This is a genomic window from Streptomyces sp. WY228 (assembly GCF_019287315.1).
Classification (GTDB): Bacteria; Actinomycetota; Actinomycetes; order Streptomycetales; family Streptomycetaceae; genus Streptomyces; species Streptomyces caviscabies.
Window position 1 is genome coordinate 2703245 of the sequence record NZ_CP079114.1, and the last position, 25237, is coordinate 2728481.

The following is a 25237-nucleotide window of genomic DNA, read 5'->3' on the forward strand; positions in this document are numbered from 1 at the left end:
GATGACCACGCACCGTTGCTGATCACCGCACCGACCAACAAAGGATGAGGCAGAGATGAAGCAGTTCCGCGAATCGGCCCTGCAGGCGTCCGGCGACATCGCGCACGAGGGCTCGCCCGAACACCCGGCCGGGCAGATCTCCTTGGGCTCCACCGGAGGCCTCGGTGCGCGCAGCAGACTCCTCAGCGCCTCGGAGGGCGAGAGCGGTTACAGCCACGACCTCCCCTGGACCACCATGACGGCCCCCTGGTGACCGGATCCAGCCAACTCGACGCCAATTGAGCCGAATTGGTCCGCTGCCGTGGGAGTTGTCACTCCAGTAATGTGCGGCCATGCGAGCCACTTCGCCGGTCATCGTCGGGCGGGACGAGCAGATCGGACTGCTGAGCAGCGCCCTGGACGCCGTACAACGGCGTTCGGGGCGCGCGCTGTTCTTCGTCGGGGAAGCCGGTATCGGAAAGTCCCGGCTGGTGGGCGAATGCGCCTACCGGGCCTACGGGGCGGGCATGCCGGTGCTGCGCGGCCGGGCCACCTCGACCGGGCTCGTCGTCCCGTTCCGCCCGCTCGCGGAGGCGCTGGCCTCGCGGTTCCGGGCGGCGGGCACCCCGACCGATCCGGAGCTCGCGCCGTACCATCCGGCGCTGGCCCGGCTGGTCCCGGAATGGCGCAAGGGCGGGTCGCCGGGCTATCCGGAGACGGTCGTCGAGCTGGCCGAGGCGCTGCTGCGGCTGCTGTCCGTGCTGGGCCGGGAGGCGGGCTGCGCGATCCTGCTGGAGGATCTGCACGACTGCGACACGGAGACCGTCGCGGTCGTCGAGTACGTCATCGACAACCTCGCCGATCTGCCGATCCTGTTCCTGGGCACCCTGCGCCCGGAGCCGGGCGCCGCACTGGACCTCGTACGCTCCGCCGAGCGCCGCCACACCGCCACCGTGCGGGAGCTGGGCCCGCTGCCCGACGCCCAGGTGCGGGCGCTGACCGGTGCCTGTCTGGAGGCGCGGCCCCAGGAGATACCCGAGGCGGTGCACCGGCGGCTGGCCGAACGCGCCGCGGGCAACCCGTACCTGCTGGAAGTGCTGCTGGCGGACCTGCTGGACACCGGCCGGCTCCGGCGGACCGACGACGGGTGGGAGGCGGCGGAACAGCCCGACGCCGCGGTCCCCTCGGACATCGTCCGCAGCTGGGCGCGCAGGCTGGAGCGGCTGGACGAACCGGTGCGGGACCTCTTACTGGCGTCGGCGACCCTGGGCAGCCAGTTCTCGGTGACCGTGCTCCAGACCGTCACCGGTTTCGAGGACCGGGCCCTGTTCACCCATCTGCGGTCCGCGGTGGAGGCCGGTGTCATCGCCCCGGACGGCGCGGCCCCCGACCGCTACACCTTCCGGCACTCGCTCACCGCCGAGGCCCTGATCTCCTCGCTGGCCCCGGCCGAACGCGCCTCGCTGGCCCGCCGCGCCGCCGGGGCCATCGAGCACTCCGGGGAGCCGCTGGACGAGGACGGGCGGCAGCTCGTGGCGTCGTTGCAGCTGGCCGCGGGCAACCGGACGGGGGCGGCCCGCCAGTTCGCGGAGGCGGGCAGACGGATGCTCGCTTCGGGGGCGCACGGCTCGGCCGTGGTGCTGCTGGAGCGGGCGCACCCGCTGGCCGCCGAGGGCGACCGGGCCGCCGTCGCCGAGTCGTTGGCGGTGGCCCGGGCCGAGGGCGGCGATCTGGACGGCGCGCTGGCGCTGGCGGACGCGCTGCCGCCGGTTCCGGCGCGTTCCGAGGCCGCCGCCCGGCGCGGCCGGACCCATGTCGAGCTGGCCTGGGCGGCGGTCATGGCGGAGCGCACCGCCGACGCGGCGCTCCAGGTGGAGGCGGCCCGGGCCCTGCTCGGCGCGTCGCCGCCGCCCGGCCGCCGGGCCGCGCTCGCGGTGGTCGACGGCTATCTGTCCCTGCTTCCCGGCCATGAGCCCGGCCCCGGGCAGAAGCCCCCGGACCCGGCGGAGGCCGAGCAGGCCGTGCGGGAGGCGGCGGAGACCGCCGAGGCCGAAGGGCTGCCCGTGGTCGCCTGCCAGGCCTGGCAGTTGCTGGCGCTGCTGCGGCGCGAGGAGGGCTTCGACGCCGCGGACGCCGCACTGGAGCGGATGCTGTCGATCTCCACCGAACACGCCCTGCCGGTCTGGCGGGTGGAGGCGCTGGTGCGGCTCGGCGCCAACGCGTTCATGCGCACCGGGGACGCCTCCCGGCTGCTCTCCGCCCGGGCGGCCGCCACCGAACTGGGCGCGCTGCTCCTGACCCGTACGGTCGACGGGCTGCTCGCCATGAACGCGGTGCTGTGCGCCCGTTGGGAGGAGGCGCAGGAGATCGTCGACCGCTCGGCGGAGGCCAGCGCCCGGGTCGGCGATCTGTCGGCCCACCGCTATCTGCTGCTGGCCGGGGCGACGATGGCCGCGCACCGGGGGCGGCGGCGGGAGATGGACCGGGCGCTGGCCGCGTTCCGGCGGGCCGGGGGCGAGCAGTCGCTGCTGGTGCCGCTCCGGTCGGGGCTGTGCCGGGCGTTCGGGGCGCTGCTGGAGGAGGACCGGGAGCGGGCGGTGGCCGGTCTGGACGAGGCGCTGGCCTGGGAGTTGGACCATCCGAGCTACTACTACCTGAGCGGGCGGTACGGGCTGCGCCCGATGCTGCGGGTCCTGGCGGGCGAGGCGGACCGGGCGGAGCTGGAGGAGGCGCGGGCGGCGCCCGGCGGCTGCCTCGCCTGGAACCGGCAGTTCCTGGAGCTGGCCGACGCGGTGCTGCTGGGGCGGGCGGGTGACCCGGCCGGGGCGGCCCGGCTGATGGCGTCCTTCGGGGCGTGTTCCGCGCCCTTCCCGGTCGCCCACCACCTGGGGCTGCGGCTGGTCGCGGACGCGGCCCGCGCGGACGGGTGGGGCGAGCCGGTGGCGTGGCTGCGGACCGCCGAGGAGTACTTCTACGGGGCCGGGGTGCAGCCGGTCGCCTCCGCGTGCCGGGCGGCGCTGCGGCAGGCCGGGGCGAGTGTGGGCCAGCACCGGGGCGGCTGGGACCGGATCCCGTCGCCGCTGCGGACCAGCGGGGTGACGCCGCGCGAGTACGAGGTATTCGTGCTGCTGCCGGAGCGGCCCGGGAACCAGCAGATCGCCCGGCGGCTGTCCATCTCGCCGCGCACGGTGGAGAAGCACATGGCCAGCCTGCTCAGCAAGACGGGGCGCGCGGACCGGGCGGCGCTGTGCGAGTTCGCGGCCGAGTGCGCCGGCGAGGCGGTCTGAGGCCTCGCGTCAGGGGCGGGCGGAACCTGTGCACCCGGGCCATGGGGGCCGACGCGGGCAACATGGGGGCGTCGGGCGGTTTCGGTCGGGTACGCGGGCGGAAAATGCGGGCGGGGCCCCGATGTGCGGGGGCCGGACCGGCAGCAGGATCGGGGCGTGCGTACGGCCCACTCCGCCGCCCGTCCCCCGTTTCCGGAGGCCCGCTGATGACCCGACCTCCCGCCCGTACCGGTTCCGCAGGTGCGGTGTACTTCTCGCTGCTCGGCCCGCTCACGGCCCGGCTGGACGGCCGCGAGCTGCCGCTCGGCCCGCGAAAACAGCGCCTGGTCCTCGCCACCCTGCTGGCCCGCCCCAACACCCCCGTACCGGTCGATGTGTTGACCGACGCGGTGTGGCCGGACGACCCGCCGCGCACCGCCCGCAAGAACCTCCAGGTGTACGTCAGTGCCGCCCGCGCCCTGCTCGGTCCGGCCGAGGACGGGGGCCGGGACCGGGTGGTGCACGGGTGCGGGGGCTATCAGCTGCGGATCGCCGAGGGCGAGCTGGACACCCTGCGCTTCGGGTCGCTGGCCCGGGCGGGCCGGGCGGAGGCCGGGCGGGGCGATCTGCGGTCCGCCGCCCGGCTGTTGCGGGAGGCGCTGGACCTCTGGGAGGGGCCGCCGCTGAACGATCTGCGGGACTCCGCCGGGGTGGCCGAGGAGGCGGACCGGCTGGAGGCCCGCTGTCTGACGGTCTACGAGGACTGGGCGGAGGCCGAGATCGAACTGGGCCGGGCGGCCGTCGCGGTGGACGGGCTGCGGGACCTGGTGGAGCGCCATCCGCTGCGGGAGCGGCTGCGGGCCGCCTGGATGAACTCGCTGCACCAGTCCGGCCGGCAGGCCGAGGCGCTGGCGGTGTACGACGACTACCGGCAGCTTATGGCACGGGAGTTGGGCCTGGAGCCGAGTCCGGCGATGGCGGCGCTCTACCGCTCGATGCTCGGCCGGGGGCGCGAGGCCCGGCGGCCCGCCGCCGCCCGGGAGACGGTGAGCGCGGTGGCGCTGCCCGCCTGTACCGGGGCCTTCACCGGCCGCCGCGAGGAACTGCGCGATCTGCTCGATGTGCTGGGCGGCGAGGAGCGTGTGGTGGTCGTCTCGGGCCCGGCCGGTGCGGGGAAGTCGGCGCTGGCGGTCCGGGCGGCCCATCTGCTCGCCGACCGGTTCCCCGACGGCCGCGTCCAGGTGCGGGTGCGCCGGGAGGACGGCACGGCGCGCGGCCGGACGGAGATCCTGGCGGAGCTGGGCCGGCTGTGCGGGGTGCCGGAGGGGAATGCCGCCCCCGAGGACGCCTGGCAGGAGTGGCTGGCCCGGCACCGGGCGCTGGTCGTGCTGGACGGCGTACCGGACGAGGCGTCCGTACGGGGGCTGCTGCCCCGGTCGGGCGCGTGCTCCGTACTGGTCACCGCCCGGGGGCAGTTGGCCGGACTCGCCCCGGTGCACCGGATCGCGCTGCCCGTGCTGGCGGACAGCGAGGCCCTGGAACTGCTGGGCAAGCTGATCGGGATCGGGCGGCTGCGGACCGACCCGGCGGCGGCGTTGCGGATCGTCCGGGCCTGCGGGGCGCTGCCGCTCGCGGTGGAGGTGAGCGGGATGCGGCTGGCGGTGCTGCGGCATCTCCCGCTGGCGGAGTACGCGGCCCGGCTGGAGGATCCGTCGGCCGCGCTGGACGAACTGGTCGCCGGGGACGTCTCCGTACGCCACCGGGTCGCGTCCGGCTGGCAGGACCTGGCGGACGGCGACCGGTGGGTGCTGGGCCGGCTGGCCGGGCTCGCCGAGGCCGGGGGCTTCACCCTGGACCGGGCCACGACGGCGCTGGGCTGCGAGGAGCGGACGGCGATCCGGGCCGTGGAGTCGCTGATCGACGCCGGTGCGGTGACCTCGCCCGCCGGAGAGGTCACCGCGCACGCCGCGCTGTACGAAGTGCCGCGCCTGCTCGGCCTGTACGCCCGCGAGCGGGGGGCGTCGGGACGGGACGGCGGGGCGGGCGCCGGTGGCGTAACCGATCAGGCCGGTGGCGTACCGGACCGGGCCGCCGCGCCCGCCCGTGCGGCCGTGGCGGCCGGTCCGCTCAGCCCAGGGTGAGCAGCTTCAGCAGGTCGTGCGGGCGGTCGTCGGCGGGGGCTCCGTGGGTGGTCCCCCCGGTCTCCGTACCGTCCTTACTGTCCGCACCGGCCAGGAAGTGCAGGGCCAGCAGCAGCCCGGCCGCCCCGGTGGCCAGGTCGGCGGAGCAGCGCCGCAGACCCGCCCCGGGCACCAGCAGCCGGTCGCCGTCGGCGATCAGGTGCCAGGACAGGTTGCGTACGGAGGCGAGCACCCCCGGTCCGGCCGGGCCCCGCTCCAACTGACGGGCGGTGGCGACGAGTCCGGCCCGGCCGGTGAAGAGACCCGGCTCCCGGACGAACTCGTTGGTGCAGCCCTTGTGCACCCCGGGCAGCAGCGCGGCGAGCGCGGGCGCCTCGTGCCGGGCCAGATAGGCGTGGGCGACCAGGGCGAAGCCGCCGCTGCCCTGGTCGAGGTAGAGCAGGTGGCGGCGGCCGTCCTTGACCTGGACGGTGCCGTCGGGCATCGCGACGCAGTGGCCGGAGTCCCGGTACAGGGCGGTGCGGGCGGCGCGCAGCAGCCACTCCTCGCCGGTGAGCGCGTGGAGTTCGAGGTGCAGCAAAGCAACGCCGCTCAGTCCGCGCAGCAGTCCGGCGGAGGGCGGGGCGGTCAGGCCGCCGCCCGCCCCGCCCTCGCCCCGGACCAGGCAGTCCAGATCCCAGGCGGTGCGCAGGGCCGTCTCCAGCAGCTCCGGGTCCGGGGCCGGGGCCCGATCCGGAGCACCGTCCACCGCGCCCGTGCCCGGGGCCGACGTGCCGGCCGTGGCCAGGCGGAGCGCGGCCAGGGCCGTGCCCGCGCGGCCGGTCAGCAGGTCCGCGCAGGCGGAGGGGTGCGCGGAGGCGGCGGTCCGGGCGAACAGCTCCCGCGCCTCGTCCGGGCGGCCGAGCCGGGCCAACACCACGGCGGTGCCCGGCAATCCGTCGAACAGGCCGCCGGGCGACGCCGGGTCGCGATGGCGGGCGGCGTCCACCAGCCAGTCCGTCCAGGCGTCCGGGACCGGGGCGCCGACGCGGTGGAGGGCGTACAGGACACCGGCGGCCCCGTGCGCCAGGTCGCTGCCGCCGGTGGCGAAGGACTTGGGGTCGCCGGGGAAGAGCCGGTCGCCGCGCTCGGGTGTCGCGCCCGCGTGGATTCCGGCGAGCAGCCGGGTGCGCAGGCCCGCCCAGTCGGGGGCGGGGCCGTCGAGGAGGGCCGCGATCTCGCGCTCCCGGTCGTCCGCCACGGTCCGCAGGACGGCGGGGCGGCGCGGGCCCGCGTCGGACGCCAGGCCGTACCTCCGGCGGGCCCAGCGTTCCAGGGTCAGGGCCTTGGCCCGGTCGTGCCCGGCCAGTTCCATCAGGGGCATCAGCATGCTGAGCCAGGTCGCCCAGAGCGCGTAGCCGTCGGCCTCGGCGCCGGGGGTGCCGACGGGCGCCTGGAGGCCCGGCGCGCCCGCCAGCGGGGTGTCCTCGTCGTCGAGGCCCACGGCGTACTCGAAGTCGATGAGGGCCACACGGCCGTCGGGGCGGACGATGATGTTGTTGGGGTGCAGATCGCCGAAGCGCAGCCCCCGGGCGTGAACAGCCGCGATCGCGCTGGTGAGTTGTGCGGTGATCGAGTCCACCCAAGCGGTGTACGGGGCGAGTTCGGCGGCCGTGCCCGCCCCGCGCACGAGGGCGAAGCGGGCGACGATCTCCTCCAGGAGGGTGTTCCCCTCGATGTGCTCCTCGATCAGGAAGTGGTGTTCCCACACGGTCGTCACGCCGTGCACCTTCGGTACGCAGTCCAGTCCGGCCAGCGCGGTCAGGGCCCGGTGCTCCCGGTGCAGCCGGGTCACCGCGTCGTCGCCCGCCCCGTCGAGCCCGCAGTGCGGCCGGGCCTCGCGGAGCACCACCTGCCGGCCGGTGTCCCGGTGCCGGGCGAGGTAGATACCACCGGCGTTGGAGAACTGGAGGGCCTTGGTGACGGTGTACGGGAACGCGGCGTCGCCTGCGGCCGCCCGGGCGGCCAGATGCGGGCGCAGCGCCCCGGGCACGGTGACCCACGGCGGCACCCGGAACACCACGCCGCGCTCGTCGGGCACCAGGTGGCCCGACGGATGGCGCAGGGCGGGCACCCGTTCGCCGTTCGCGTCCCGGCACCAGCGGGCGGTGAACGCCCCGTACCGCACGTGCACCGGGGTGTCGCCGATCCGGAGGTCGCTGAGGATGTACGGACCGCTGCGGCCCGCGAGGACCCGGGTCAGCTCGTCGAGCAACCGCAGGAAGACGGTCTCGTCCGGCGGGTAGAGCGTGAGGAACTTCCCCGCGCCGGAGCGGGACATGTACTTGCCGGACATCAGCAGCAGCGCCTGCTCGCTGCGGAGGAACTTGAACGGCACCCCGTGGGCGAGGCAGACCCGGGTGGTGTCGCGCAGGGTCGCCTCCGCCTCCTCCGGGACCGTGGAGACATGGATCTTCCAGCCCTGCGCGGCCGGTTCGCCGTGCTCGGGCACCATCGAGGTCCACAGGCCGCCCGGGGTCCGGCACCAGCCCTCGGGGGGCGGGGCCGAGTCCAGCGGGTAGCGGGTCTCCTCGTCCGGCAGCCGGGCCGGGGTGTCGTAGTACGTACGGTCGGCGAGGCAGTAGAGCTGGGTCTGCTGCGGTCCGGGCACGGCGTTCCTCCTCAGAGTGCGCCGGGACGACCGGCGGTGTCGTGGGCGGGTCGGGGCTCTTCCGCCGGGCGGCCGGGGACCGGAACCGCCCCGGCGCGTACGGAGGGGGCGAACGTCACCACGGCCGCCGAGACGGCCAGCACGCACCCGGTCACCCCGAAGGCCGCGCTGCTGCCCAGGGCGGTCAGCAGCGCGCCGCCCGCCAGCGGCCCGAACGGCTGGACCACCGAGGACAGGAAGGAGGCCGCGCTCTGCACCCGGCCGAGCCGGTCCTCCGGGGTGACGATCAGCAGGGTGGAGAGGAAGCCGATGCTGGCGACCGTCGAGAGGCCCATGCAGAGCGCGCAGAGCAGGCCGGCCAGCAGCGGGCTGCTGACCCAGGCCAGCGCGGCGGCCGTCAGGACGCAGCTCCAGCAGGTGATGACGATGAGCGTCCGGACATGGCGGTCGGGCGCCAGCCGGGGCGCGAGCAGGGCGCCGACTAGGGCGCCCGCCGAGACGCAGGTGATGACGAACCCGCCGCCGAGGCCGGAGCGCCCGCCCTCGGAGAAGACGGCGAGCGCGGTGAAGGTGAGGGCGCCGAACGCGAAGTTCATGCCGAGGCCGAAGACGAGCAGCACCGTGCGCAGATAGGGCAGCTGCCACAGGAAGGCGAGCCCGGCGGTGAGTTCGCGGCGGCTGAACACCGAACCGGCCTTGGTCCTGGCCTCCGAGCGGGTCCGCACGAGGGCCACGCAGACGGTCGAGATGAGCAGTCCGACGAACTGGGCGACGAACGGCAGGGCCTGGTGCACGCCGAACAGCGCACCGCCGACCAGCGGGCCGACCAGCCGGACCGTGGAGGTACGCGCCTGGAGCCGGGCGGTCGCCGTGCCCATCTGGTCCGGCGGCACGACCGCGCGCATCAGCCCGAAGGCGGCGGGGGCGTAGACGCTGTTCAGCACGGCGCCGGCGGTCGCGACGAGCAGGACGAGCGCCATGGGGGCGTGCCCGTTCCACACGGCGAGGGTCAGGGCGGTGACCGCCGCCAGACTCCCCACGTCGCACAGCCGCATCAGCCGGCGGCGTTCGACCCGGTCGGCCATCACCCCGCCGGGCAGCATCGTGATCAGCACGGCGCAGACGGACACGGTCCCCACCGCGCCGGCCTGCACGGCGGATCCGGTCTCCCGGAGGATCAGCAGGGGCAGCGCGAGGGCGCCCATCTGGCTGCCCAGAACGGCGAAGAGGCCGCTCATCCAGAGCAGCCGGAAATCCCGGTTGGAGCGGAGCGGCGTGGCCATCGGGGGCTCCCGGAGGTCGGCGGACAGGGCATTGCAGGGCATGGGCGAGGACTCGGGTCAGGACTAGGGCCAGGACGCGGGTCAGGACATGGGTGAGGACATGGGTGAGGTGGCGGGGCAGGGGCGTACGAAGCGCGGCGGGGCGGCTCCGGTGTTCGCGGAGCCGCCCCGTACCGCCTGTCCCCGCCTGTCCGCCGGCCGGGCGCCGCGGGGGCGAGGCGTCGGCCTCGGCCCGCCGCGGCGCACGGCCCGGTGTGCCCGGCGCCGCGATCGGCGCCGCGTTGCGCCTGCGGTCAGCGCTGCGATTCGACGACGCTCAGCACGCTGATGCAGTTGCCGTCGGTCGTGTCGCCGCCCTGGACGGACGTCTCCTGGAGGTCCAGGACGGAGTGCGCCTCGACCTCGGGGGTCTCGTTGGTCTCGTCGCCGGCCGGCTTGGTGTTCTCGGACATGGTCGTCTCCATCCACTCGTCACTTGGTCACTGCGGAACGACCGGACTCCCCGGCTGCGGAAGGGCCTTGGGCGTCCGGTTTGCGGGGTCAGTTCTCGACGACGCTGAGCACGCTGATGCAGTTGCCGGGGGGCGCGATGATGTCGCGGTCGCCGTGGACGGCGGTCTCCTGGAGGTCCAGGACGGAGTGCGCCTCGACCTCGGGGGTCTCGTTGGCGTCGTCGGCGGCGGGCTTCGTGTTCTCGGACATGGTGGTCTCCATCCACTCGTCACTGCGGGACCGGGGCCCGTGGGGAACGCCCCTCGGTGTCCGGTGCGGCGGGCCGGTGCCTGCCGTTGCCGAGAAAGTTAGGAAGCCGGGCCTGGTGATCGCTTCGGCGGCGGTATGGCGTCGGTATCGGGCCAGTTCGGGCCCGTCCGGAGCGGGCCGGGACCGCCTCCCGAGCCTCCGGCGGCGGTCCGGACATCCGCCCCGACCTGGGCCCATACCGCCTCCGAAGCGATTCCGGACCGTCCGCGAACCGGTTCCGCACAGCCTGGGTACGCGCCCGACGCGCACCGGCCCCGAAGGAGGCGGCCCGCATGGAACTCGCCGAACTCGTCGCACGGCGGCCCTTCCCGGCCGCCGGTCTGCTCATCGGCCTCACCCGGCGCTGCCCGTTGCGCTGCGCGCACTGCTCGACCGGGTCGGACCTGTTCACCCGACAGGAGCCGGACGGCGGTCAACTGGAGCGGTTCGTCGGCTCGTTCACCGAGGAGAACCGGCCCGACGTCGTCATGCTCACCGGCGGGGAGCCGCTGCTGCTGCCCGCGCTCGCGGAGCGGCTGAGCACGCTGGCACGCCGCGCCGGGTCCCGTACCGCACTGCTCAGCGGCATGTTCTTCGCCCGGAGCGGAAGCGGCCGGAGCGGGAGCGCCAGGGACGGGAGCACCGGGCGGCGGCGCAGTGGGCGGTACGGCGGTCGGCGCGGTGCGGCGATTCCTCCCGCGATCCTGCGCGCGATCCGCTCGGTCGACCATTTCTCGGCCTCCCTCGACGTCCACCACGAACGCGAGGTCCCGCGCGCCGACGTGTTCCGCGCCCTGCACCGGATCCGGGCGGAGGGCGTGGCCGTGAGCCTGCACCTGACCGGGACCGGCGCGGCCGATCCGTATCTCGCCGGCCTCACCCGGGCGGTGGAGGAGGAGTTCGGCGGGCAGGTCCCGTGCCTGGTCAACGAGGTGCGGCCGTTCGGCCGGGCCGCCTCCTGGGCCCGGCCCGCCCGCAGCGGCCCGGACCCGGCGGCGGCGTCGCCGTGCTCGATGGCCGCCTGGCCGGTGGTCGCCTTCGACGGCCGCGTGCTGGCCTGCTGCAACCAGGACACCGTCGACCGGCGGCCGGTCCCGGCCCATCTGGACCTCGGGCACATCGGCGCCGACGACTGGGCGACCGTACGCCGCCGGGCGCTGGAGTCCCCGGTGCTGCGGATGCTCCGCACGGTCGGGCCCACGCATCTGGCCGCCCGGTACGGCTCCGGCCCCCCGGCGGGCTCCTACTGCGACGGCTGCCGGGCGCTGGGCGGCGACGAGGCGGCGATGGCCGGGGCCCAGGCGGTGGCGGGCGGTGCGGCCGGTGCGCTGCTGGACCTGACGGCGGCGGTGCGCGGGTCCCGCGAGGGCGCGCAGGGCGTCGTGCGCCGCCACGGCTGCGCGGCGTACGCACCGCTGGTCGTCGCGGGCGGGCCGGCCCTGCCGGAGAGCGAAGCGGAGGAGGTCCGATGAGCGCACCCGCCCCCACCTCCGCGGGCGCATCACTCGGGCGTACCGGGGCCTCCGCACGTCTGCGGGTCAAACTCCTGCTGCTGGAGCCGGAGTTCCGGGACGCGACGCACCACATGTGGCGCACCGAAGGGCTGTTGCCGCGCTACCGGACGTATCTGTGCACCATGCACGCCGTCATCCGCGCCTCCGTCCCGCTGATGGAGCTGGCCCTGCGCCGAGCCCGCCAACTGGATGCTTCCGGCGACCTGTTGGCGGCGCCGCTGGCCGCGTATCTGGAGGAGCACATCCGGGAGGAGGCGGGCCACGACGACTGGCTGCTGGACGACCTCCGGGCGGCGGGCGGCACGCCCGAGGACGCGCTCGGCCCGCTGCCCTCGCCGTTGACCGCCTCGCTCGTCGGGTCCCAGTACTACTGGATCGAGCACCATCACCCGGTCGCCCTGCTCGGCTACATCGCCGTACTGGAGGGCTACGCGCCCGCCCCCGGCCTCACCGGCCGCATCGCCCGGCTGACCGGACTGCCCGCCGCCGCGCTGCGGACCGTACGGGAGCACTCGGTGCTCGACACGGAGCACCTGGACGAGCTGTACGCGCTGCTGGACCGGCTGCCGCTCGGCCGGGAGCGGGAAGCCGCCGTGGCGGTCAGCGCGCTGCACTCCCTCGACGCGCTCACCCGGCTGTTCGTCCGGCTCGGGCGCTCCGCACCGGCGCCGTCGCTGCGGGGAGCCGGACCTGTCCCACCGATGGGAGTCACACCATGACCGGACCACCCGAGAACGGCGAACGGACCGTGCTGCCCGACGCGTTGTACGAAGCGGGCTTCCCCGTGGACCTCCTCACCGAGGAGCAGCGCGAGGTGCTGAGCGGGCTGACGCCGGAGGAACTGGCGCTGCTGCTCGATGTGAAGAGCCGGCTGGACGCCGTCGGTCCCGAGGTACAGGCGCACGGCGAGATCGCCGGCGGCGCGCTGTTCTGACCGGCGACCGATCAGCGGTACGGGCCCGTAGCCGGCCATCGAACGCCGGTAGCGGGCCCGTACCCGCCCGACATCGGAGAGAAGGACCCGCCATGAACTGCCTCGCGTGCCGGCAGGATCTGCCGCCGACGGCCCGTTTCTGTTCCTCCTGCGGAACACCGTGCGCGACCGCCGCGGGTGCCACGGACACCGCCGGCCCGCCGGCTGCCGCCGCGACCGCTTCCGCCGTCGCCCCGGCCGGTGACGAACGCAAGCCGGTGACCGTGCTGTTCTGCGATCTCGTCGGGTCCACCGCGCTGTCCGGGGTGCTCGATCCGGAGACGCTGCGGACGGTGACCCTGCGGTACTTCGAGGCGATGAGCGCGGAGATCGTGGCGCGGGGCGGCACTCCGGAGAAGTTCATCGGGGACGCGGTGATGGCGGTGTTCGGCGTGCCGGTGGTCCGTGACGACGACGCCCGCCGGGCGCTGGCGGCGGCGCTCGGGATGCGCCGGGCGCTGGCCCGGCTGAACGAGGAGCTGACCGCCACCCTCGGCATCGAGCTGGCCACCCGCGTCGGCGTCAACACCGGTCAGGTGGTGGCGGGTTCGGACGCGACCGCCCGGCAGGCCCTGGTCTCCGGGGAGACCGTCAACATCGCCGCCCGGCTGGAGCAGAACGCGGGCCGGGGCGAGATCCTGATCGGCCCGGGGACGCTGCTCGCCGCCGGTCCGACGGTGCGCGCCGAGCCCACCGGGCCGCTGCGGCTGAAGGGCAAGCGGGACAGCGTGGAGGCCTACCGGCTGCTCGCGCTGGGCGCGGACGACCCCGAGCTGCTGCGCCGCTTCGACGTCCCCTTCGTCGGCCGCGACGCCGAGCGGCAGGCGCTGGACGCCGCCCTGGAACGGGCCGTCGACGGCGGTGGCGCCGGGCTGCTGCGGGTCACCGGGGAGGCGGGCATCGGCAAGACCCGGCTGGTACGGGAGTGGCTGGCGGGGCGGTCCGCGTCCGGGGCGCTGGTGTACGGGGCGGGGCGGTGCCGCAGTTACGGGGACCACGGCACCCTCGCGGCGCTGGCCGACGCGGTGCGTTCACTGGTCGGTCCCCCGGCGGGTCAGTCGGCAGGCCCTCCGGCAGGTCGGTCGGCGGGTCAGTCGGCGGTTCCTGCGGTGGGTCCGGCGGTGGATCCGGCAGTGGACAGAGCGCAGGGCGGAGCCGACGGGCCGGCGGTCGACGGGCCGGCGGTCGACGGGCTGGCGGTCGACGACGCGATGGCCCTGCTCTCCGGGGGCCTGCTGCGCGACGGCACGCCGAACGCGCCCTTCGAGGACATGTGCGCGGCCCTGACGGCGGTCCTGGAACGGGCCGCCCGTATCCGCCCGGTCGTGCTGGTGCTGGACGACTGGCACGCGGCGGCCCCGCTGCTGGTCCGCACGGTGCACCGGCTGACGGACGGCTCGGGGTGCGCGGGCGTGCTGGTGCTCTGCGCCGGGCGGCCGGACGGACCGGGCGAGGACAGCGAACCCCCGGCCGGTGCGGGCCACCTCCAGCTCACCGGCCTCCCCCGCGAGGAGGCGGCCCGGCTCGCCGCCGGTCTCGCCGGTGCGGACGGCGGGACTGCCCCGGTGGACGACCGGGTCCTGGCACGGGCCGGCGGCAATCCGCTCTACCTGGAACAGCTCCTGGTCGGCGACCGGGAGGACCCGGCGACCGCTTCCCGCCCCGGCGGCGGCCCGGCCCCCGGCGAGGAACTGCCGCCCACGCTCCAGGCCCTCCTCGGCGCCCGCATCGGGGCGCTGGCCCGGGCGGAGCGCGGGGTGGTGGACCTGGCCGCCGTGATCGGCCGGGAGTTCACCGCGCCGGAGCTGGTCCGGCTGGAGCTCTCCGTGCAGGCCGGGGAGGGCCACGGCCCCGGTCCGCTCACGGGCGCGGCCGGCCCCGAACACCGGCGGCGCGTCGAGGAGGCGCTGGCGGTGCTGGGCCGCCGCCGGCTGGTGGAGTCGGGGCCGCCGGGCGGCCGGGAGGAGGCGGCGTACCGGTTCAGCAGCGGGCTGGTCCACGAGGTCGCGTACGCCTCGCTGTCCAAGCGGGCCAAGGCGGACCGCCATGCCTGGGCGGCGGAGCTGCCCAGCGTGCTGCGCGCCGGCGACGGTGCGGTGGGCGGCCATCTGGAGCGCGCCTACCGCTACCGCGCCGAGCTGGGTCTGCTGGACGACGCGGCCCGGCGGCTGCGCGACCGGGCCGCCGCCGCGCTGGGCCGGGCCGGGGCGCAGGCCGCCGCCCGGTCCGACCTGCACTGGGCGCACGGGCTGCTGGAACGCGCGGTGGACCTGTGCCCAGGCGATCCGGCGGCGGCACGGCGGCTCGGCGAGGTCCGCGTCGCGCTGGGCCGCACCGGAGAAGGGGCCGAACTGCTGCGCCGGGTACGGGACTCGGGGGCCGACGCGGTCGAGGCGGCGCACGCCCGGCTCGCGCTCGCGGTGCTGGATCCGGCCGCCGCGCCCGGCCCCGCCGCCGTGGCCCGTACCGTACTGCCGGTCTTCGAGGCGGCCGGCGACTCGACCGGCCGGGCCCGCGCGCATCTGCGGCTCGCCCAGCAGTTCCAGCGGTCCGGGCGGCACGAGGAGGCGGAGCGGGACCAGGCGCGGGCGCTGGAGCACGCCGTGCTGGCCGGTGCGGAGCCGGAGCGGGCCGGGGCGCTCGGCGCGATCGGCATCTCGCTGTGGCGCGGGCCGGTTCCGGTGCCCGCCGCGGTGGTTCGCTGCCGGACGCTGCTGGCGGCGCACGGTGCGGGCCGGCCCACGGTCCGGATCACCCTCAACTGCCCGCTGGCGGTGCTGTACGCGCTCCAGGGCCGGGCCGAGGAGGCGCGGGGCTGCCTGGCCGAGGCGGAACGGCTGGCCGGGAAGCTGGGGTTCGCGGAGGCGGAGGTCTTCCTGCCGGTGTTCCGGGCGACGGTGGAGGCGCTGTCCGGCCGGAGCGCCGCCGCGCTGGAGCTGCTGGGCCGGGCGGACGCGGCGGCCCGGCGCACGGGTGCGGCGGGGATGCGGACGGCGGTGGCGCTGGACGCGGCCCGCCTGGAGCTGGACGAGGGCCGCGAGGACCTGGCCGCCGCCCGGCTGGCGGGCGTCGGCGACACCTCGGGGCTGAGCCGGGCGGACGCGGTGGATCTGGCGGGGCTGCGGGCCCGGCTGGCGGCCCGGTCCGCCCCCGAGGAGGCGGCCGGGCACGCGGACCGGGCGGTCCGGGCCTCGCTGCTCACCGATTCACCGCTGGTGCAGGCGACGGCCGAGCTGGACCGGGCGCACACGCTCGCCGCCCTGGGCCGGTGGCCGGAGGCCGGGGCCTCGGCCCGGTCGGCCGGGGCGCACTTCACGGGCAAGGGGCATCTGCCGGGGGTGCGCCGGGTCTCCGGGTTCCTCGCGCACCCGCCTCTGGCCATGGCCACGACGAGGGAGAGGAGCTGACCGATGACGACCACGGAACCGGCACCGGCGCAGGCACAGGCGGAATCGGTACGGCCCCGGGCGCGTACGGCCCCGGGGCAGGGCCTGACCTGGAGTCTGCGCGGGCGCGGCCCCGACGACGTACCGGTGCTCGCGGACGCCGGACCCCCGCTCGGCCGCCCCACCGGGCCCGCCACCGGCCGCGGCGTACGCGTCTGCGTGGTGGACTCGGGTGTGGAGCGGGACCATCCGCTGATCGGCCCGCTGGCCGGTTCCTGGGTGGTCGTCAAGGACGGGGAGAGCGGCGAGATCGCGGTCGAGCCGACGACCACCGGGGACACCTGCGGCCACGGCACCGCGTGCGCGGGCATCGTCCGCCGGACCGCCCCGGAGTGCGAGATCCACAGTGTGCGGGTGCTCGGGGAGCGGTTCTCCGGCACCGGCGACGTCCTCATGGCCGGGCTGCGCTGGGCGGTGGAGCAGCGCTTCGACGTGGTCAACCTCAGTCTGTCGACGACCCGTACCCGGTTCGCGCAGGAGCTGCACAGCCTGGCCGACAGCGCCTACTTCGCCCGTACGGTGATCGTCGCCTCGGCCCACAACACCCCGGTGGAGAGCTTCCCCTGGCGGTTCGCCTCGGTGATCTCGGTGGGCAGCCACCAGGAGGACGATCCCGAACTGCATCTGTACAACCCGGATCCCCCGGTGGAGTTCTTCGGCCCGGGCCAGAACGTGACCGTGCCGTGGCTGGGCGGCCGGACGATCCGCACCACGGGGAACAGCTTCGCCACGCCGTACGTCGCCGGGCTCTGCGCCCGCGTCCTGTCCGCGCATCCGCGGATGACGGCCTTCCAGCTCAAGAACGCCCTCTATCTGTCCGCGGCCAATGTGCGCCCCGCACCGCGTCCTTCTTCCACTCCGGCAGGAGATATCCGTGATGACTCCGAGAACTGATTCCGCCACCTCCTTCTCCGCCACCGCCACGGTCGCCGACGCGCCGCGCAGCGAGCTGCTCCAGTCGGTCGTCGACGTGGCCCGCGCCATCTTCGGGGCCGAGGCCAGTTCGGTCTTCCTGCTCGACGAGGAGGCGGACGAGCTGGTCTTCCAGGCCGTGTCCGGGCAGGGCGAGGAGTTCCTCGTGGGCCGCCGGTTCCCGGCCGGGCGCGGGATCGCCGGGTGGGTGGCGACCTCCGGCGAGCCGATGGTGGTGGACGACCTGAGCGCCGATCCGTCCTTCGACCGTTCGCTGGCGGAGTCGACCGCGTATGTGCCGAACGCCCTGATGGCGGCCCCGCTCATCAGCGACGCCCGGATCCTCGGCGTCCTGGAGGTGCTGGATCCGTCCCCGCAGGCCCGGTCGGGCGTCCGGGAGCTGGATCTGCTCGCGATGTTCGCCCGGCAGGCCGCCGCCGCCCTGCGGGTGCTCACGCCGGAGCGGGTGCGCGAGGCCGAGCAGCGCGCGGTGTCCGCCGGGGGCGCGCTGGAGGGTGCGCGGCGCGAGGACGCGCTGAAACTGCTGGGTAGCCTGGAGCGACTGCTGCGGGGCGTCGGCTGAGGTCACCGGCGCCACCGGCGTCCGGGAGTAGCCACCGGCCCGGCGGGCAGGAGCGGGGCGTCGGCACCAAGGGAAGGACACGCACGATGAAGCTCGCTTTCTCCACGCTCGGAGTGCCCGGTACGCCGGTCGCCGAGGTCGTCCGGCTCGCCGCCGACCACGGCTACCAGGGGGTGGAGCTGCGCGTCCATCCGGAGGAGCCGGTGCACCTGGGGCTCTCCTCGCTGGAACGGGCCGATGTGGTCGAGGCGTTCAAGGCCGGCGGGGTGGAGATCCTGGCGCTCGCCGGTTATGTGAAGGCGGCCGCCGAGGGCGACGACGAGGCGGTCCTCGCGGAACTGGCCGAGCTGGTGAAGCTCGCCCGCGACCTGGGCGCGTCCTATGTCCGGGTGTTCCCCGGCGGCGGCGACCAGGAGCAGGCGGAGGCCGACGCGACGGCCGCCCGGCGGCTCGGGGCGGCGGCCCCGGCCGCCGCCGACATGGGCGTGAGCATCCTGCTGGAGACCCATGACTCGCACCGGGCGGGCCTCGACGTCGCCCGGGTCGTCGCCACGGTCGGGCACCCCCGGGTCGGCGCGATCTGGGACGTCCTGCACACCTGGCTCGCCGGTGAGGAGCCGGCCGCGAGCCATGCGGTGCTGGCCCCGCACCTCGGCTACGTACAGGTGAAGGACGTCGCGTCGGCGGAGGACCTCACTCCGCTCGCACCGGGGGCCGGGGCGCTGCCGTTGGCGGAGTGCCTGGACGGGCTGGATCCGGAGACGTGGGTGTGCTGGGAGTACGAGAAGCGCTGGCACCCGGGGGCGGCGGAGCTGCCGGGTCTGCTGGGCGCGGGGCGTGAGTATCTGCTGCGGCTCGGAGCACCGAAGCAGTAGCGGTAGCGGATCCGGCGGCGGGCGTCGCGGCGGCACCGACGGCGGGCGTCGCAGCAGATCCGGCGGTCGTCGCGGCGGCGCCGGCGGCGGTCGCGACACCCTCGGCCACGCCCCCGGCGGCGGGCTCCGGCCGGCGCGCCGCGGTGCCGGGCCCGACGCCCGAGGTCAGCGCCACCCCGCCCACCAGCAGCGCCGCCGCGCACCAGCGCAGCGGGCTCACCTCCTCGCCGAGCACCAGCGCCGCCGAGGACATCCCGAAGACCGGGACGAGCAGGGTGAAGGGCGCCACGGACGAGGCGGGGTACTGCCGGAGCAGGAAGCCCCAGGCCCCGAAGCCGAACACCGTGCTCACCCAGGCGACGAACAGGATGATGCCCGCCCCGCTCCAGTCGAGCGCGGCCAGCGCCTCCGCGTCCCGGTCCGGGCCCTCGAAGAGGAGCGACAGGCCCAGCAGCGGCAGCACCGGAACGGCCGAGACCCAGACCATGAAGGTCAGCGCGTCCTTGGGGGCGGCCCGGCGGGTGAGCACGTTGGACACGCCCCAGCAGGCCGCCGCGCCGACCACGAGGACGAACGCGAGGACCGGGCCGCCCGCGCCCTCGTCCACGGCGGCCACCCCGATGCCCGCGAGCGCGACGGCCATGCCCGCCAGCCGGACCCGGCCGGGCCGCTCGGAGAGGGCGAGGGCGGCGAACAGGGCGGTGAAGACGGCCTGGACCTGGAGGACCAGGGAGGAGAGCCCGGCGGGCATCCCCTGGTCCATGCCGATGAACAGCAGCCCGAACTTCCCCACCCCCAGGACCAGTCCGACGCCCACGACCCACTTCCAGGCCACCGACGGCCGGCCCAGGAGAAAGATCGCGGGCACGGCGGCGACGAGGAAGCGCAGCGCGGAGAAGAGGAGCGGCGGGAAGTGGTCGAGCCCCAGCTCGATCACGACGAAGTTCACGCCCCAGAGTGCCGCGACGAGCACGGCCAGGGCGATATGGCGTGGACGCATGGGGCGAGCATTCAGCAGGATGACCGTGTAGCACCAGCACCGATTCCTTCATGATGGAATTCAGCGCTGCTGAAGAATTCCCCCGGAAGACGCCCCGAAGGATGAGGTCACCGTGCTCGATCTGGCCCGGCTGCGCGCCCTGCACGCGGTCTCCGTCCACGGCTCCGTCGCGGGTGCGGCGGCCGCCCTCGGCTACACCCCGTCCGCGATCTCCCAGCAGATCACCAAGCTGGAGCGGGAGACCCGGACGACGTTGCTGGAGCGGCGGGGGCGCGGGGTGGCGCTGACCGAGGAGGCGTTGCGGCTGGCGGGCACGGCCCAGCGGCTGCTGGCCATCATGGAGCAGGCGGAGACGGAGCTGGAGGAGCGCCGGGGGCTGCCGACGGGGCGGCTGACGATCGCCGCGTTCGCCTCGGCCGCGCGGGGGCTGCTGCCGGGGGTGCTGGCCGGGCTGGACCGGGACCACCCGGCGCTGGACGTCCGGCTGGACGAGGTGGATCCGCATCTGTCGGTGGACCTGGCCGCGAAGGGGGGCGTGGATCTGGCCGTGGCGCACGACTGGGACATCGCCCCGCTGCCCGCCCCGGAGGGCCTGGCCCAGGCGGTGATCGGGGTCGACCGGTGCGATCTGCTGGTGCCCGGGGGCCATGCGCTGGCCGGGCGGGACGGGGTGCGGCGCGAGGAGCTGGCGCGCGAGCGGTGGATCTGCCAGCCGCCGGGGACGGTGTGCCACGACTGGCTGGTGCGGACGCTGCGCACGGCGGGGCACGAGCCCGACATCCGGCACCGGGCGGAGGAGAACCACACCCAACTCGCCCTGGTGGCCGCAGGTCTGGGCATCGCGATGATGCCCCGGCTGGGGCGGGGGCCGCTCCCGGACGGGGTGGTGGCGGTGCGGCTGGACCCGGTGCCCGAGCGCCGGCTGTACGCGCTGTGGCGTACGGAGGCGGCGCGGCGGCCGGCGATCACGGCCGCGGTGGACGCGCTGCGGGCCCACGGCGCGGCGGCCGGACTGGTGTGAGCGGCGCTTCCGGCCGGCACCCCCGCCCGCCGGTTCCGGCCGGCGCCCCCGCGCACCGGTTCCGGCCGCCCACTCTTCTGGCGGCACGTCACCCCCGGTCCCGGCCAGGCCCCTTGACCGGAAGTTACTTTCCCTATAAGCGTACTTCCTTGGAAGTTTCTTTCACCCCGGGAAGGAGCTCACGTGCCCCACCGCACCTCAAGACGCACCCTCCTCACCGCCACCGCCGCCGCCACCGCGGCGGCCGCCACCGGCGTCCTCGCCGCCCCCACCGCCGCCTCCGCACACTCCGCGGACGGCTTCACCGACCATCGGCTGCGGCGGATCATCGCCGGGATGAGCCTGGAGGAGAAGGTCGGCCAGCTCTTCGTGATGCGGGTCTACGGGCACTCCGCCACCGAGCCCGACCAGGCCGACATCGACGCGAACCTCAAGGAGATCGGGGTCCGTACCGCGGCCGAGCTGATCTCCACGTACCACGTCGGCGGCATCATCTACTTCACCTGGGCGCACAACACCCGCGACCCGCACCAGATCGCCGGCCTCTCCAACGGGATCCAGCGCGCCGCGCTCGCCGAGCGCCACCGGGTGCCGCTCCTCGTCTCCACCGACCAGGAGCACGGCATCGTCTGCCGGGTCGGCGAACCCGCCACGCTGCTGCCGGGCGCGATGGCCCTCGGCGCGGGCGGCTCGCGCTCCGACACCCGGCGGGCCGCCTGGATCGCGGGCGCGGAGCTGGCCGCGCTCGGCATCAACCAGAACTACGCGCCGGACGCCGACGTCAACGTCAACCCGGCCAACCCGGTCATCGGCGTACGGTCCTTCGGCTCCGACCCCGACGCGGTGGCCGACCTGGTCGCCGCGCAGGTGAAGGGCTATCAGGGCGCGGGCATCGCCTCGACCGCCAAGCACTTCCCCGGCCACGGCGACACGAACACCGACAGCCACACCGGACTGCCCGTCATCAACCACACCCGCGCCCAGTGGGAGGAGCTGGACGCCCCGCCGTTCCGCGCCGCGATCCGGGCCCGGATCGACTCGATCATGACCGCGCACATCGTGGTCCCCGCACTCGACCCGTCCGAGGACCCGGCCACGCTCTCCCGGCCGATCCTCACCGGCATCCTCCGCGAGGAGCTGGGCTACGACGGGGTGGTGGTCACCGACTCGCTCGGCATGGAGGGGGTGCGCACGAAGTACGGCGACGACCGCGTGCCGGTCCTCGCCCTGCTGGCGGGCGTGGACCAGCTGCTGAACCCGCCGAACCTCTCCGTCGCCTGGAACGCCGTGCTGGAGGCGGTACGGAACGGCGAGATCAGCGAGGCGAGGATCGACGCGTCGATCCTGCGGATCCTGCGGCTGAAGAGCGGACTCGGCCTGTTCCGGGACCCGTTCGTCAGCCACCGGGGCGTCGAGCGCACGGTGGGCAGCCGTGCCCACCGGGCCGCCGCCGACCGGATCGCCGAGCGCACGACGACCCTGCTCGCCGACCCGGGCACGCTGCTGCCGCTCTCCCGCCGCACCCACCGCAAGCTGCTGGTGGTGGGCGCCGATCCGGCCTCGCCGTCCGGGACGACGGGCCCGCCCACCGGCACCCTGGCCCACGCCTTCGGCGAACTGGGCTTCACCGCACGGGCGTTGTCCACCGGCACGGCTCCGGACCGGGCGAAGATCGCCGAGGCCGTAGCCGCCGCCGAGGGCAAGGACGCGGTGGTCGTGGCGACGTACAACGTCACCGCGACCAGCTCGCAGCGCACGCTCGTCACGGCCCTCGTGGCGACCGGCGTCCCGGTGATCACCGTCGCCGTCCGCAACCCGTACGACGTCGCCCACCTCACCGGCACCGGAGTCGCGGCGAGCCTCGCCGCGTACTCCTGGACCGATGTCGAACTGCGCGCCGCGGCCCGGGTGATCGCGGGCCGCGCCGATCCGGAGGGCACCCTCCCGGTTCCGGTGCAGCGCGCGGACGACCCGACGCAGGTGCTGTATCCGGTGGGCCACGGACTGACGTACTAGCCCTACGGCGGCCGGACGGCACCGCCATCCGGCCGCAGACGCAAAGCTCCCCGCGCACCTGGCGTGGCCCCGCTCCGGCGGGCCGCGCCGGGTGTACGTCTTTACGGACGTATCGGGGGTTTCTTCATGGACGAGCACACTTCCCCGGGGGCCCGGCGCCGGCCGCCCGCCCCGCTGCCGGTCCTGGGCGCGGTCCTGACGGTCGCCGTCGCCGTGGCCGCGCTCCTGCTGACGGCCTGCCGGATCCCGGACGACGGAACGGTCACCGACGACCGGGGGCCCGTACCCGCCCAGCCCGGCCCGTCACCGTACGGCGTGGTGTTCCTCGGGCCCGGCGACTGCAGTTCGCGGGGGCCGGAGATCCGGGAGGTGTCCTGCCGCAGCGAGAAGGCGGCGGCCACCGTGCTGGCCCGGCACCTCGGCACCCCGGACTCGGGCCCGCCCTGCCCGGGCCCCACCGACTTCGTCCTGCATGTCTCCGAGACGGGCACCGGGGCCCGTTCCCGGCTCACCACCGGCTATGCCTGCATGCGGAATCTGGAGCCCCCGCATCCGGGCGACCCGGGGCAGGGCGGCGGTCCGCTGACCGTGGTCGGGGACTGCGTCACGGCGTCGCGCGCGGGCCAGGTCACGGAGACCGCCTGCGAGGACGCGGGCGGCCGCGCCCCGCGCTACCGGGTGGAGTCGGCGGTGCAGCGGCGGGCGCAGTGCCCCGGCACCACGGATCTGTTCGTCGCGCTGGGCGGGGACACGCCGGTGGGCTGCGCCCGCCGGTCACCGGGGAGGTGACCGGCGGACCCAGCCCACGTGGGTGACGCCGAATCCGGGCGACGCCGGAACCGGGCGACTCCGGAACCGGGCGACTCCGGAGCCGGATCACGTCAGGACCGGCTGACCGCTACGGGCGCAGGGTGGCCTCGTCGCGCTCGATCTCACCGTTGCGCTGGTCCAGCTTCTTGTCGAACTTCGCCAGCGGCTTCGCCTTCGACGGGTCCGCCTCGACGGCCGCCGGGGCGACGCCCGCCCAGCGCAGGATGTCGGCGGTGGCCTTCGCCTTCTGCGCCTCGGGGAGGCCGGAGACCTTCGAGCCGTGGTTGCCGCCGGGGACGGTGTAGACGGCACTGTCCTTCGCGCCGCGGCCGAGGCGGAACGGCTCCGCGCTCCACGGGTCGTTCTCGCCGTTGACGTACATCATCCGCCGGGCGTTGTGCTTGACCCAGCTGTCGATGTCCCGCATGGCGCCCCGGTCGAACGTCATCGGGATGGAGCGGGGCACGAAGTTGCGCGGGGGCTGGTAGCCGTAGCGGCTCAGGTTGCCGAGCCAGGGCTGCTTGATGTCCGGCGACCCGAGCTGGGTGCCCGCCTGGTAGTAGTACGGGGTGTATGTCTCCAGGCCCTGGTCGGCGTAGGCGGAGAAGCCGGAGATGGCGTCGACGGAGTTCCAGATGTCGTCGTCGGTGGCCTTCTTGGCGTCGGCCGGCAGGTCCACGCAGTCGGCGACCAGGCTGTACTGCCAGAACGCCCACACGTAGTCCATGACCGTGGCCTCGTAGGCGCGGTCGAGCGAACCGATGGTGTTGAACGTCCAGCCGTTGGCGGCGGCCTGCTCCTTGTACTTCTTCTGGAGCGGGGCCCGGCGGATCAGCGCCTCGCGCTGCACACCGGCCAGCTTGTCGCGGCACTCCTTGGTGCCGACGTTGCGGAAGAACCGGTCGTACGCCGAGTCCTCCTTGTTGTCGACGTCGTTGGGCGCGACGTAGGCGACGACGCCGTCCATGTCCTTCGGGTAGAAGCGCTCGAAGTACGTGGCGGTCATGCCGCCCTTGGACCCGCCGGTGGCCAGCCACTTCTTGTCGTAGATCTTCTTCAGCGCCGTGAACACCCGGTGCTGGTCGCTGGCGGCCTGCCAGATGTCCAGCTTGGACCAGTCGGCCGGGGCCGGCCGGGACGGGGTGAAGAAGCGGTACTCCAGCGAGACCTGGTTGCCGTCGACGATCTGCGTCGGCTCACTGCGGCTGGGGTTGGTCGAGACGTTGTAGCCGCTGGTGAAGAAGACCGTCGGGCGGGAGACGTCCTTGTGCAGCAGGGTGACGCGCTGCTGGAACGTGCCCTTGGACGGGCGCCGGTGGTCGACCGGCTGGGTGTAGTTGAGGACGAAGTAGCGGTAGCCCGCGTACGGCTTCTCCTCGATCAGACTCATGCCCGGGATGGCCAGGATGCGGTCCTTGATGTCCTCGTTGCCCGCTTCGCCGCCGACGGCGCCGCTGCTCCGCTTCGCGGCCGGCTCCGCGGCGGTGGCCGCACCGGCCGAGGCCCCCGTGGCTCCGACCGTACCTATGAGCACGGCGAGCGAGAGAACCCCTGTGAGTGACTTGCGCATGCACTCTCCCCTTGATTCACAACAGTCGCCGTGAACTTATCGGGGCAACACACGCCACGCCAGACCTGGTTGTCCGTGTCAGCACAGGATGTCAGCAGAGGATCCATCCGGTGGAGACCGATTTCTTGCCGATCCCGCCGGTGGCCCGGACGCAGCGGTTCAGCGCGTTGACCGTGACCGGGCCGGCCATCTTCGTGTACGAGCCCTTGTCGGAGACGGTGCGTCCGCCGCGCGGCTGGAGCGTGACGCTCATCGTCCGCCGTTTGCCGCGACGGTCACCGCGCGAGGTGCGCAGACGGGGCGCGCTCTTGTCCCGAGCGAGCTCCCGACCGTCTTCGCCGGACGGCCGGTGCAGACGGAGGCGGCCTGGGCGGTGCCGGGGGCGCCGAGGAGGGGGACGAGTCCGAGCAGCAGGGGCAGGACGAGGAGGCGGACCGGCATCGACCGCTTCCTCGCG

The 25237-nt window shown here is 75.0% G+C and carries 18 protein-coding genes and 2 pseudogenes; 13 read left to right on the top strand and 7 right to left on the bottom strand.

Going from position 1 to position 25237, the window contains the following annotated elements; genetic code table 11:
* Window positions 1–55: 55 nt before the first annotated feature.
* The 3 genes from KV381_RS11670 to KV381_RS11680 all read left to right on the top strand — a co-directional run bounded on the left by KV381_RS11670 (window position 56) and on the right by KV381_RS11680 (window position 5386).
* Window positions 56–253: a hypothetical protein gene (locus KV381_RS11670; protein WP_030085499.1), complete on the top strand. Its 198-nt coding sequence runs from the start codon at window positions 56–58 to the stop codon at window positions 251–253.
* A gap of 79 nt (window positions 254–332) precedes the next feature.
* Window positions 333–3266: an AAA family ATPase gene (locus KV381_RS11675; RefSeq protein ID WP_218785172.1), complete on the top strand. Its 2934-nt coding sequence runs from the start codon at window positions 333–335 to the stop codon at window positions 3264–3266.
* A gap of 206 nt (window positions 3267–3472) precedes the next feature.
* Window positions 3473–5386: a BTAD domain-containing putative transcriptional regulator gene (locus KV381_RS11680; protein ID WP_256995048.1), complete on the top strand. Its 1914-nt coding sequence runs from the start codon at window positions 3473–3475 to the stop codon at window positions 5384–5386.
* Here the strand turns inward: KV381_RS11680 and lanKC are convergent.
* The 4 genes from lanKC to KV381_RS11700 all read right to left on the bottom strand — a co-directional run bounded on the left by lanKC (window position 5373) and on the right by KV381_RS11700 (window position 10021).
* Window positions 5373–8036, bottom strand: a complete 2664-nt coding sequence (gene lanKC, locus KV381_RS11685) for a class III lanthionine synthetase LanKC (RefSeq protein ID WP_218785173.1) — start codon at window positions 8034–8036, stop codon at window positions 5373–5375. The genes KV381_RS11680 and lanKC overlap by 14 nt on opposite strands.
* 11 nt (window positions 8037–8047) lie before the next feature.
* The gene (locus KV381_RS11690; protein ID WP_030632136.1) at window positions 8048–9319 is read right to left on the bottom strand and encodes an MFS transporter; all 1272 of its coding nucleotides are present in this window, start codon (window positions 9317–9319) and stop codon (window positions 8048–8050) included.
* Window positions 9320–9612: 293 nt separating this feature from the next.
* Window positions 9613–9771, bottom strand: coding sequence for a hypothetical protein (locus KV381_RS11695; protein ID WP_165891054.1), 159 nt, complete (start codon window positions 9769–9771; stop codon window positions 9613–9615).
* Between the two features lie 88 nt (window positions 9772–9859).
* Window positions 9860–10021, bottom strand: coding sequence for a hypothetical protein (locus KV381_RS11700; RefSeq protein WP_170994579.1), 162 nt, complete (start codon window positions 10019–10021; stop codon window positions 9860–9862).
* Window positions 10022–10353: 332 nt separating this feature from the next.
* Here KV381_RS11700 and KV381_RS11705 point away from each other — a divergent pair, with 332 nt between their 5' ends.
* The 7 genes from KV381_RS11705 to KV381_RS11735 all read left to right on the top strand — a co-directional run bounded on the left by KV381_RS11705 (window position 10354) and on the right by KV381_RS11735 (window position 18363).
* A complete protein-coding gene (locus tag KV381_RS11705; protein WP_218785174.1) occupies window positions 10354–11532 on the top strand; it encodes a radical SAM protein in 1179 nt (392 codons plus the stop codon).
* Window positions 11529–12293 (top strand): iron-containing redox enzyme family protein, encoded by a 765-nt coding sequence (locus KV381_RS11710; RefSeq protein ID WP_218785175.1) that lies wholly within the window; start codon window positions 11529–11531, stop codon window positions 12291–12293. Before KV381_RS11705 ends, KV381_RS11710 begins: the two co-directional genes overlap by 4 nt.
* The gene (locus KV381_RS11715) at window positions 12290–12508 is read left to right on the top strand and encodes an aroma-sacti cluster domain-containing protein (protein WP_030085485.1); all 219 of its coding nucleotides are present in this window, start codon (window positions 12290–12292) and stop codon (window positions 12506–12508) included. Before KV381_RS11710 ends, KV381_RS11715 begins: the two co-directional genes overlap by 4 nt.
* 92 nt (window positions 12509–12600) lie before the next feature.
* Window positions 12601–15954 (top strand): adenylate/guanylate cyclase domain-containing protein, encoded by a 3354-nt coding sequence (locus KV381_RS11720; protein WP_218785176.1) that lies wholly within the window; start codon window positions 12601–12603, stop codon window positions 15952–15954.
* A 3-nt stretch (window positions 15955–15957) separates the two neighbouring features.
* Window positions 15958–16887: a S8 family serine peptidase gene (locus KV381_RS11725; RefSeq protein WP_030085481.1), complete on the top strand. Its 930-nt coding sequence runs from the start codon at window positions 15958–15960 to the stop codon at window positions 16885–16887.
* Window positions 16871–17488, top strand: coding sequence for a GAF domain-containing protein (locus KV381_RS11730; RefSeq protein ID WP_030085479.1), 618 nt, complete (start codon window positions 16871–16873; stop codon window positions 17486–17488). The genes KV381_RS11725 and KV381_RS11730 overlap by 17 nt, the downstream gene beginning before the upstream one ends.
* Window positions 17489–17574: 86 nt before the next feature.
* Window positions 17575–18363 carry a sugar phosphate isomerase/epimerase gene (locus tag KV381_RS11735; RefSeq protein WP_193463239.1) on the top strand — a complete coding sequence of 263 codons (789 nt, stop codon included), beginning with the start codon at window positions 17575–17577 and terminating at the stop codon, window positions 18361–18363.
* A gap of 121 nt (window positions 18364–18484) precedes the next feature.
* Here the strand turns inward: KV381_RS11735 and KV381_RS11740 are convergent.
* A pseudogene (locus KV381_RS11740) lies at window positions 18485–19363 on the bottom strand (EamA family transporter); the annotation flags it as partial.
* 112 nt (window positions 19364–19475) lie between these two features.
* Here KV381_RS11740 and KV381_RS11745 point away from each other — a divergent pair.
* The 3 genes from KV381_RS11745 (at window position 19476) to KV381_RS11755 (ending at window position 23189) form a co-directional block, all read left to right on the top strand.
* Entirely contained in the window at window positions 19476–20384 is a 909-nt protein-coding gene (locus tag KV381_RS11745; RefSeq protein WP_218785177.1) for a LysR family transcriptional regulator, read from the top strand.
* Between the two features lie 183 nt (window positions 20385–20567).
* Window positions 20568–22400, top strand: a complete 1833-nt coding sequence (locus KV381_RS11750; RefSeq protein ID WP_218785178.1) for a glycoside hydrolase family 3 protein — start codon at window positions 20568–20570, stop codon at window positions 22398–22400.
* Between the two features lie 126 nt (window positions 22401–22526).
* Entirely contained in the window at window positions 22527–23189 is a 663-nt protein-coding gene (locus tag KV381_RS11755; protein ID WP_218785179.1) for a hypothetical protein, read from the top strand.
* A gap of 109 nt (window positions 23190–23298) precedes the next feature.
* Here KV381_RS11755 and KV381_RS11760 read toward each other — a convergent pair whose 3' ends face one another.
* Together KV381_RS11760 and KV381_RS11765 are read right to left on the bottom strand one after the other, a co-directional pair.
* Complete coding sequence (locus KV381_RS11760) at window positions 23299–24780, bottom strand: S28 family serine protease (RefSeq protein ID WP_103539004.1); 1482 nt, start codon at window positions 24778–24780, stop codon at window positions 23299–23301.
* 91 nt (window positions 24781–24871) lie between these two features.
* Window positions 24872–25221 (bottom strand): annotated as a pseudogene (locus tag KV381_RS11765) (hypothetical protein).
* Between the last annotated feature and the right edge of the window lie 16 nt (window positions 25222–25237).

Bases quoted from the DNA above. Each gene is read 5' to 3' on its own strand.
- KV381_RS11695 (WP_165891054.1), bottom strand. From the start codon at position 9,771: ATGTCCGAGAACACCAAGCCGGCCGGCGACGAGACCAACGAGACCCCC.
- KV381_RS11720 (WP_218785176.1), top strand. From the start codon at position 12,601: ATGAACTGCCTCGCGTGCCGGCAGGATCTGCCGCCGACGGCCCGTTTC.
- KV381_RS11705 (WP_218785174.1), top strand. From the start codon at position 10,354: ATGGAACTCGCCGAACTCGTCGCACGGCGGCCCTTCCCGGCCGCCGGT.
- KV381_RS11715 (WP_030085485.1), top strand. From the start codon at position 12,290: ATGACCGGACCACCCGAGAACGGCGAACGGACCGTGCTGCCCGACGCG.
- KV381_RS11680 (WP_256995048.1), top strand. From the start codon at position 3,473: ATGACCCGACCTCCCGCCCGTACCGGTTCCGCAGGTGCGGTGTACTTC.
- KV381_RS11670 (WP_030085499.1), top strand. From the start codon at position 56: ATGAAGCAGTTCCGCGAATCGGCCCTGCAGGCGTCCGGCGACATCGCG.
- KV381_RS11735 (WP_193463239.1), top strand. From the start codon at position 17,575: ATGAAGCTCGCTTTCTCCACGCTCGGAGTGCCCGGTACGCCGGTCGCC.
- KV381_RS11690 (WP_030632136.1), bottom strand. From the start codon at position 9,319: ATGGCCACGCCGCTCCGCTCCAACCGGGATTTCCGGCTGCTCTGGATG.
- KV381_RS11675 (WP_218785172.1), top strand. From the start codon at position 333: ATGCGAGCCACTTCGCCGGTCATCGTCGGGCGGGACGAGCAGATCGGA.
- KV381_RS11730 (WP_030085479.1), top strand. From the start codon at position 16,871: ATGACTCCGAGAACTGATTCCGCCACCTCCTTCTCCGCCACCGCCACG.
- KV381_RS11710 (WP_218785175.1), top strand. From the start codon at position 11,529: ATGAGCGCACCCGCCCCCACCTCCGCGGGCGCATCACTCGGGCGTACC.
- KV381_RS11725 (WP_030085481.1), top strand. From the start codon at position 15,958: ATGACGACCACGGAACCGGCACCGGCGCAGGCACAGGCGGAATCGGTA.
- KV381_RS11755 (WP_218785179.1), top strand. From the start codon at position 22,527: ATGGACGAGCACACTTCCCCGGGGGCCCGGCGCCGGCCGCCCGCCCCG.
- KV381_RS11700 (WP_170994579.1), bottom strand. From the start codon at position 10,021: ATGTCCGAGAACACGAAGCCCGCCGCCGACGACGCCAACGAGACCCCC.
- KV381_RS11760 (WP_103539004.1), bottom strand. From the start codon at position 24,780: ATGCGCAAGTCACTCACAGGGGTTCTCTCGCTCGCCGTGCTCATAGGT.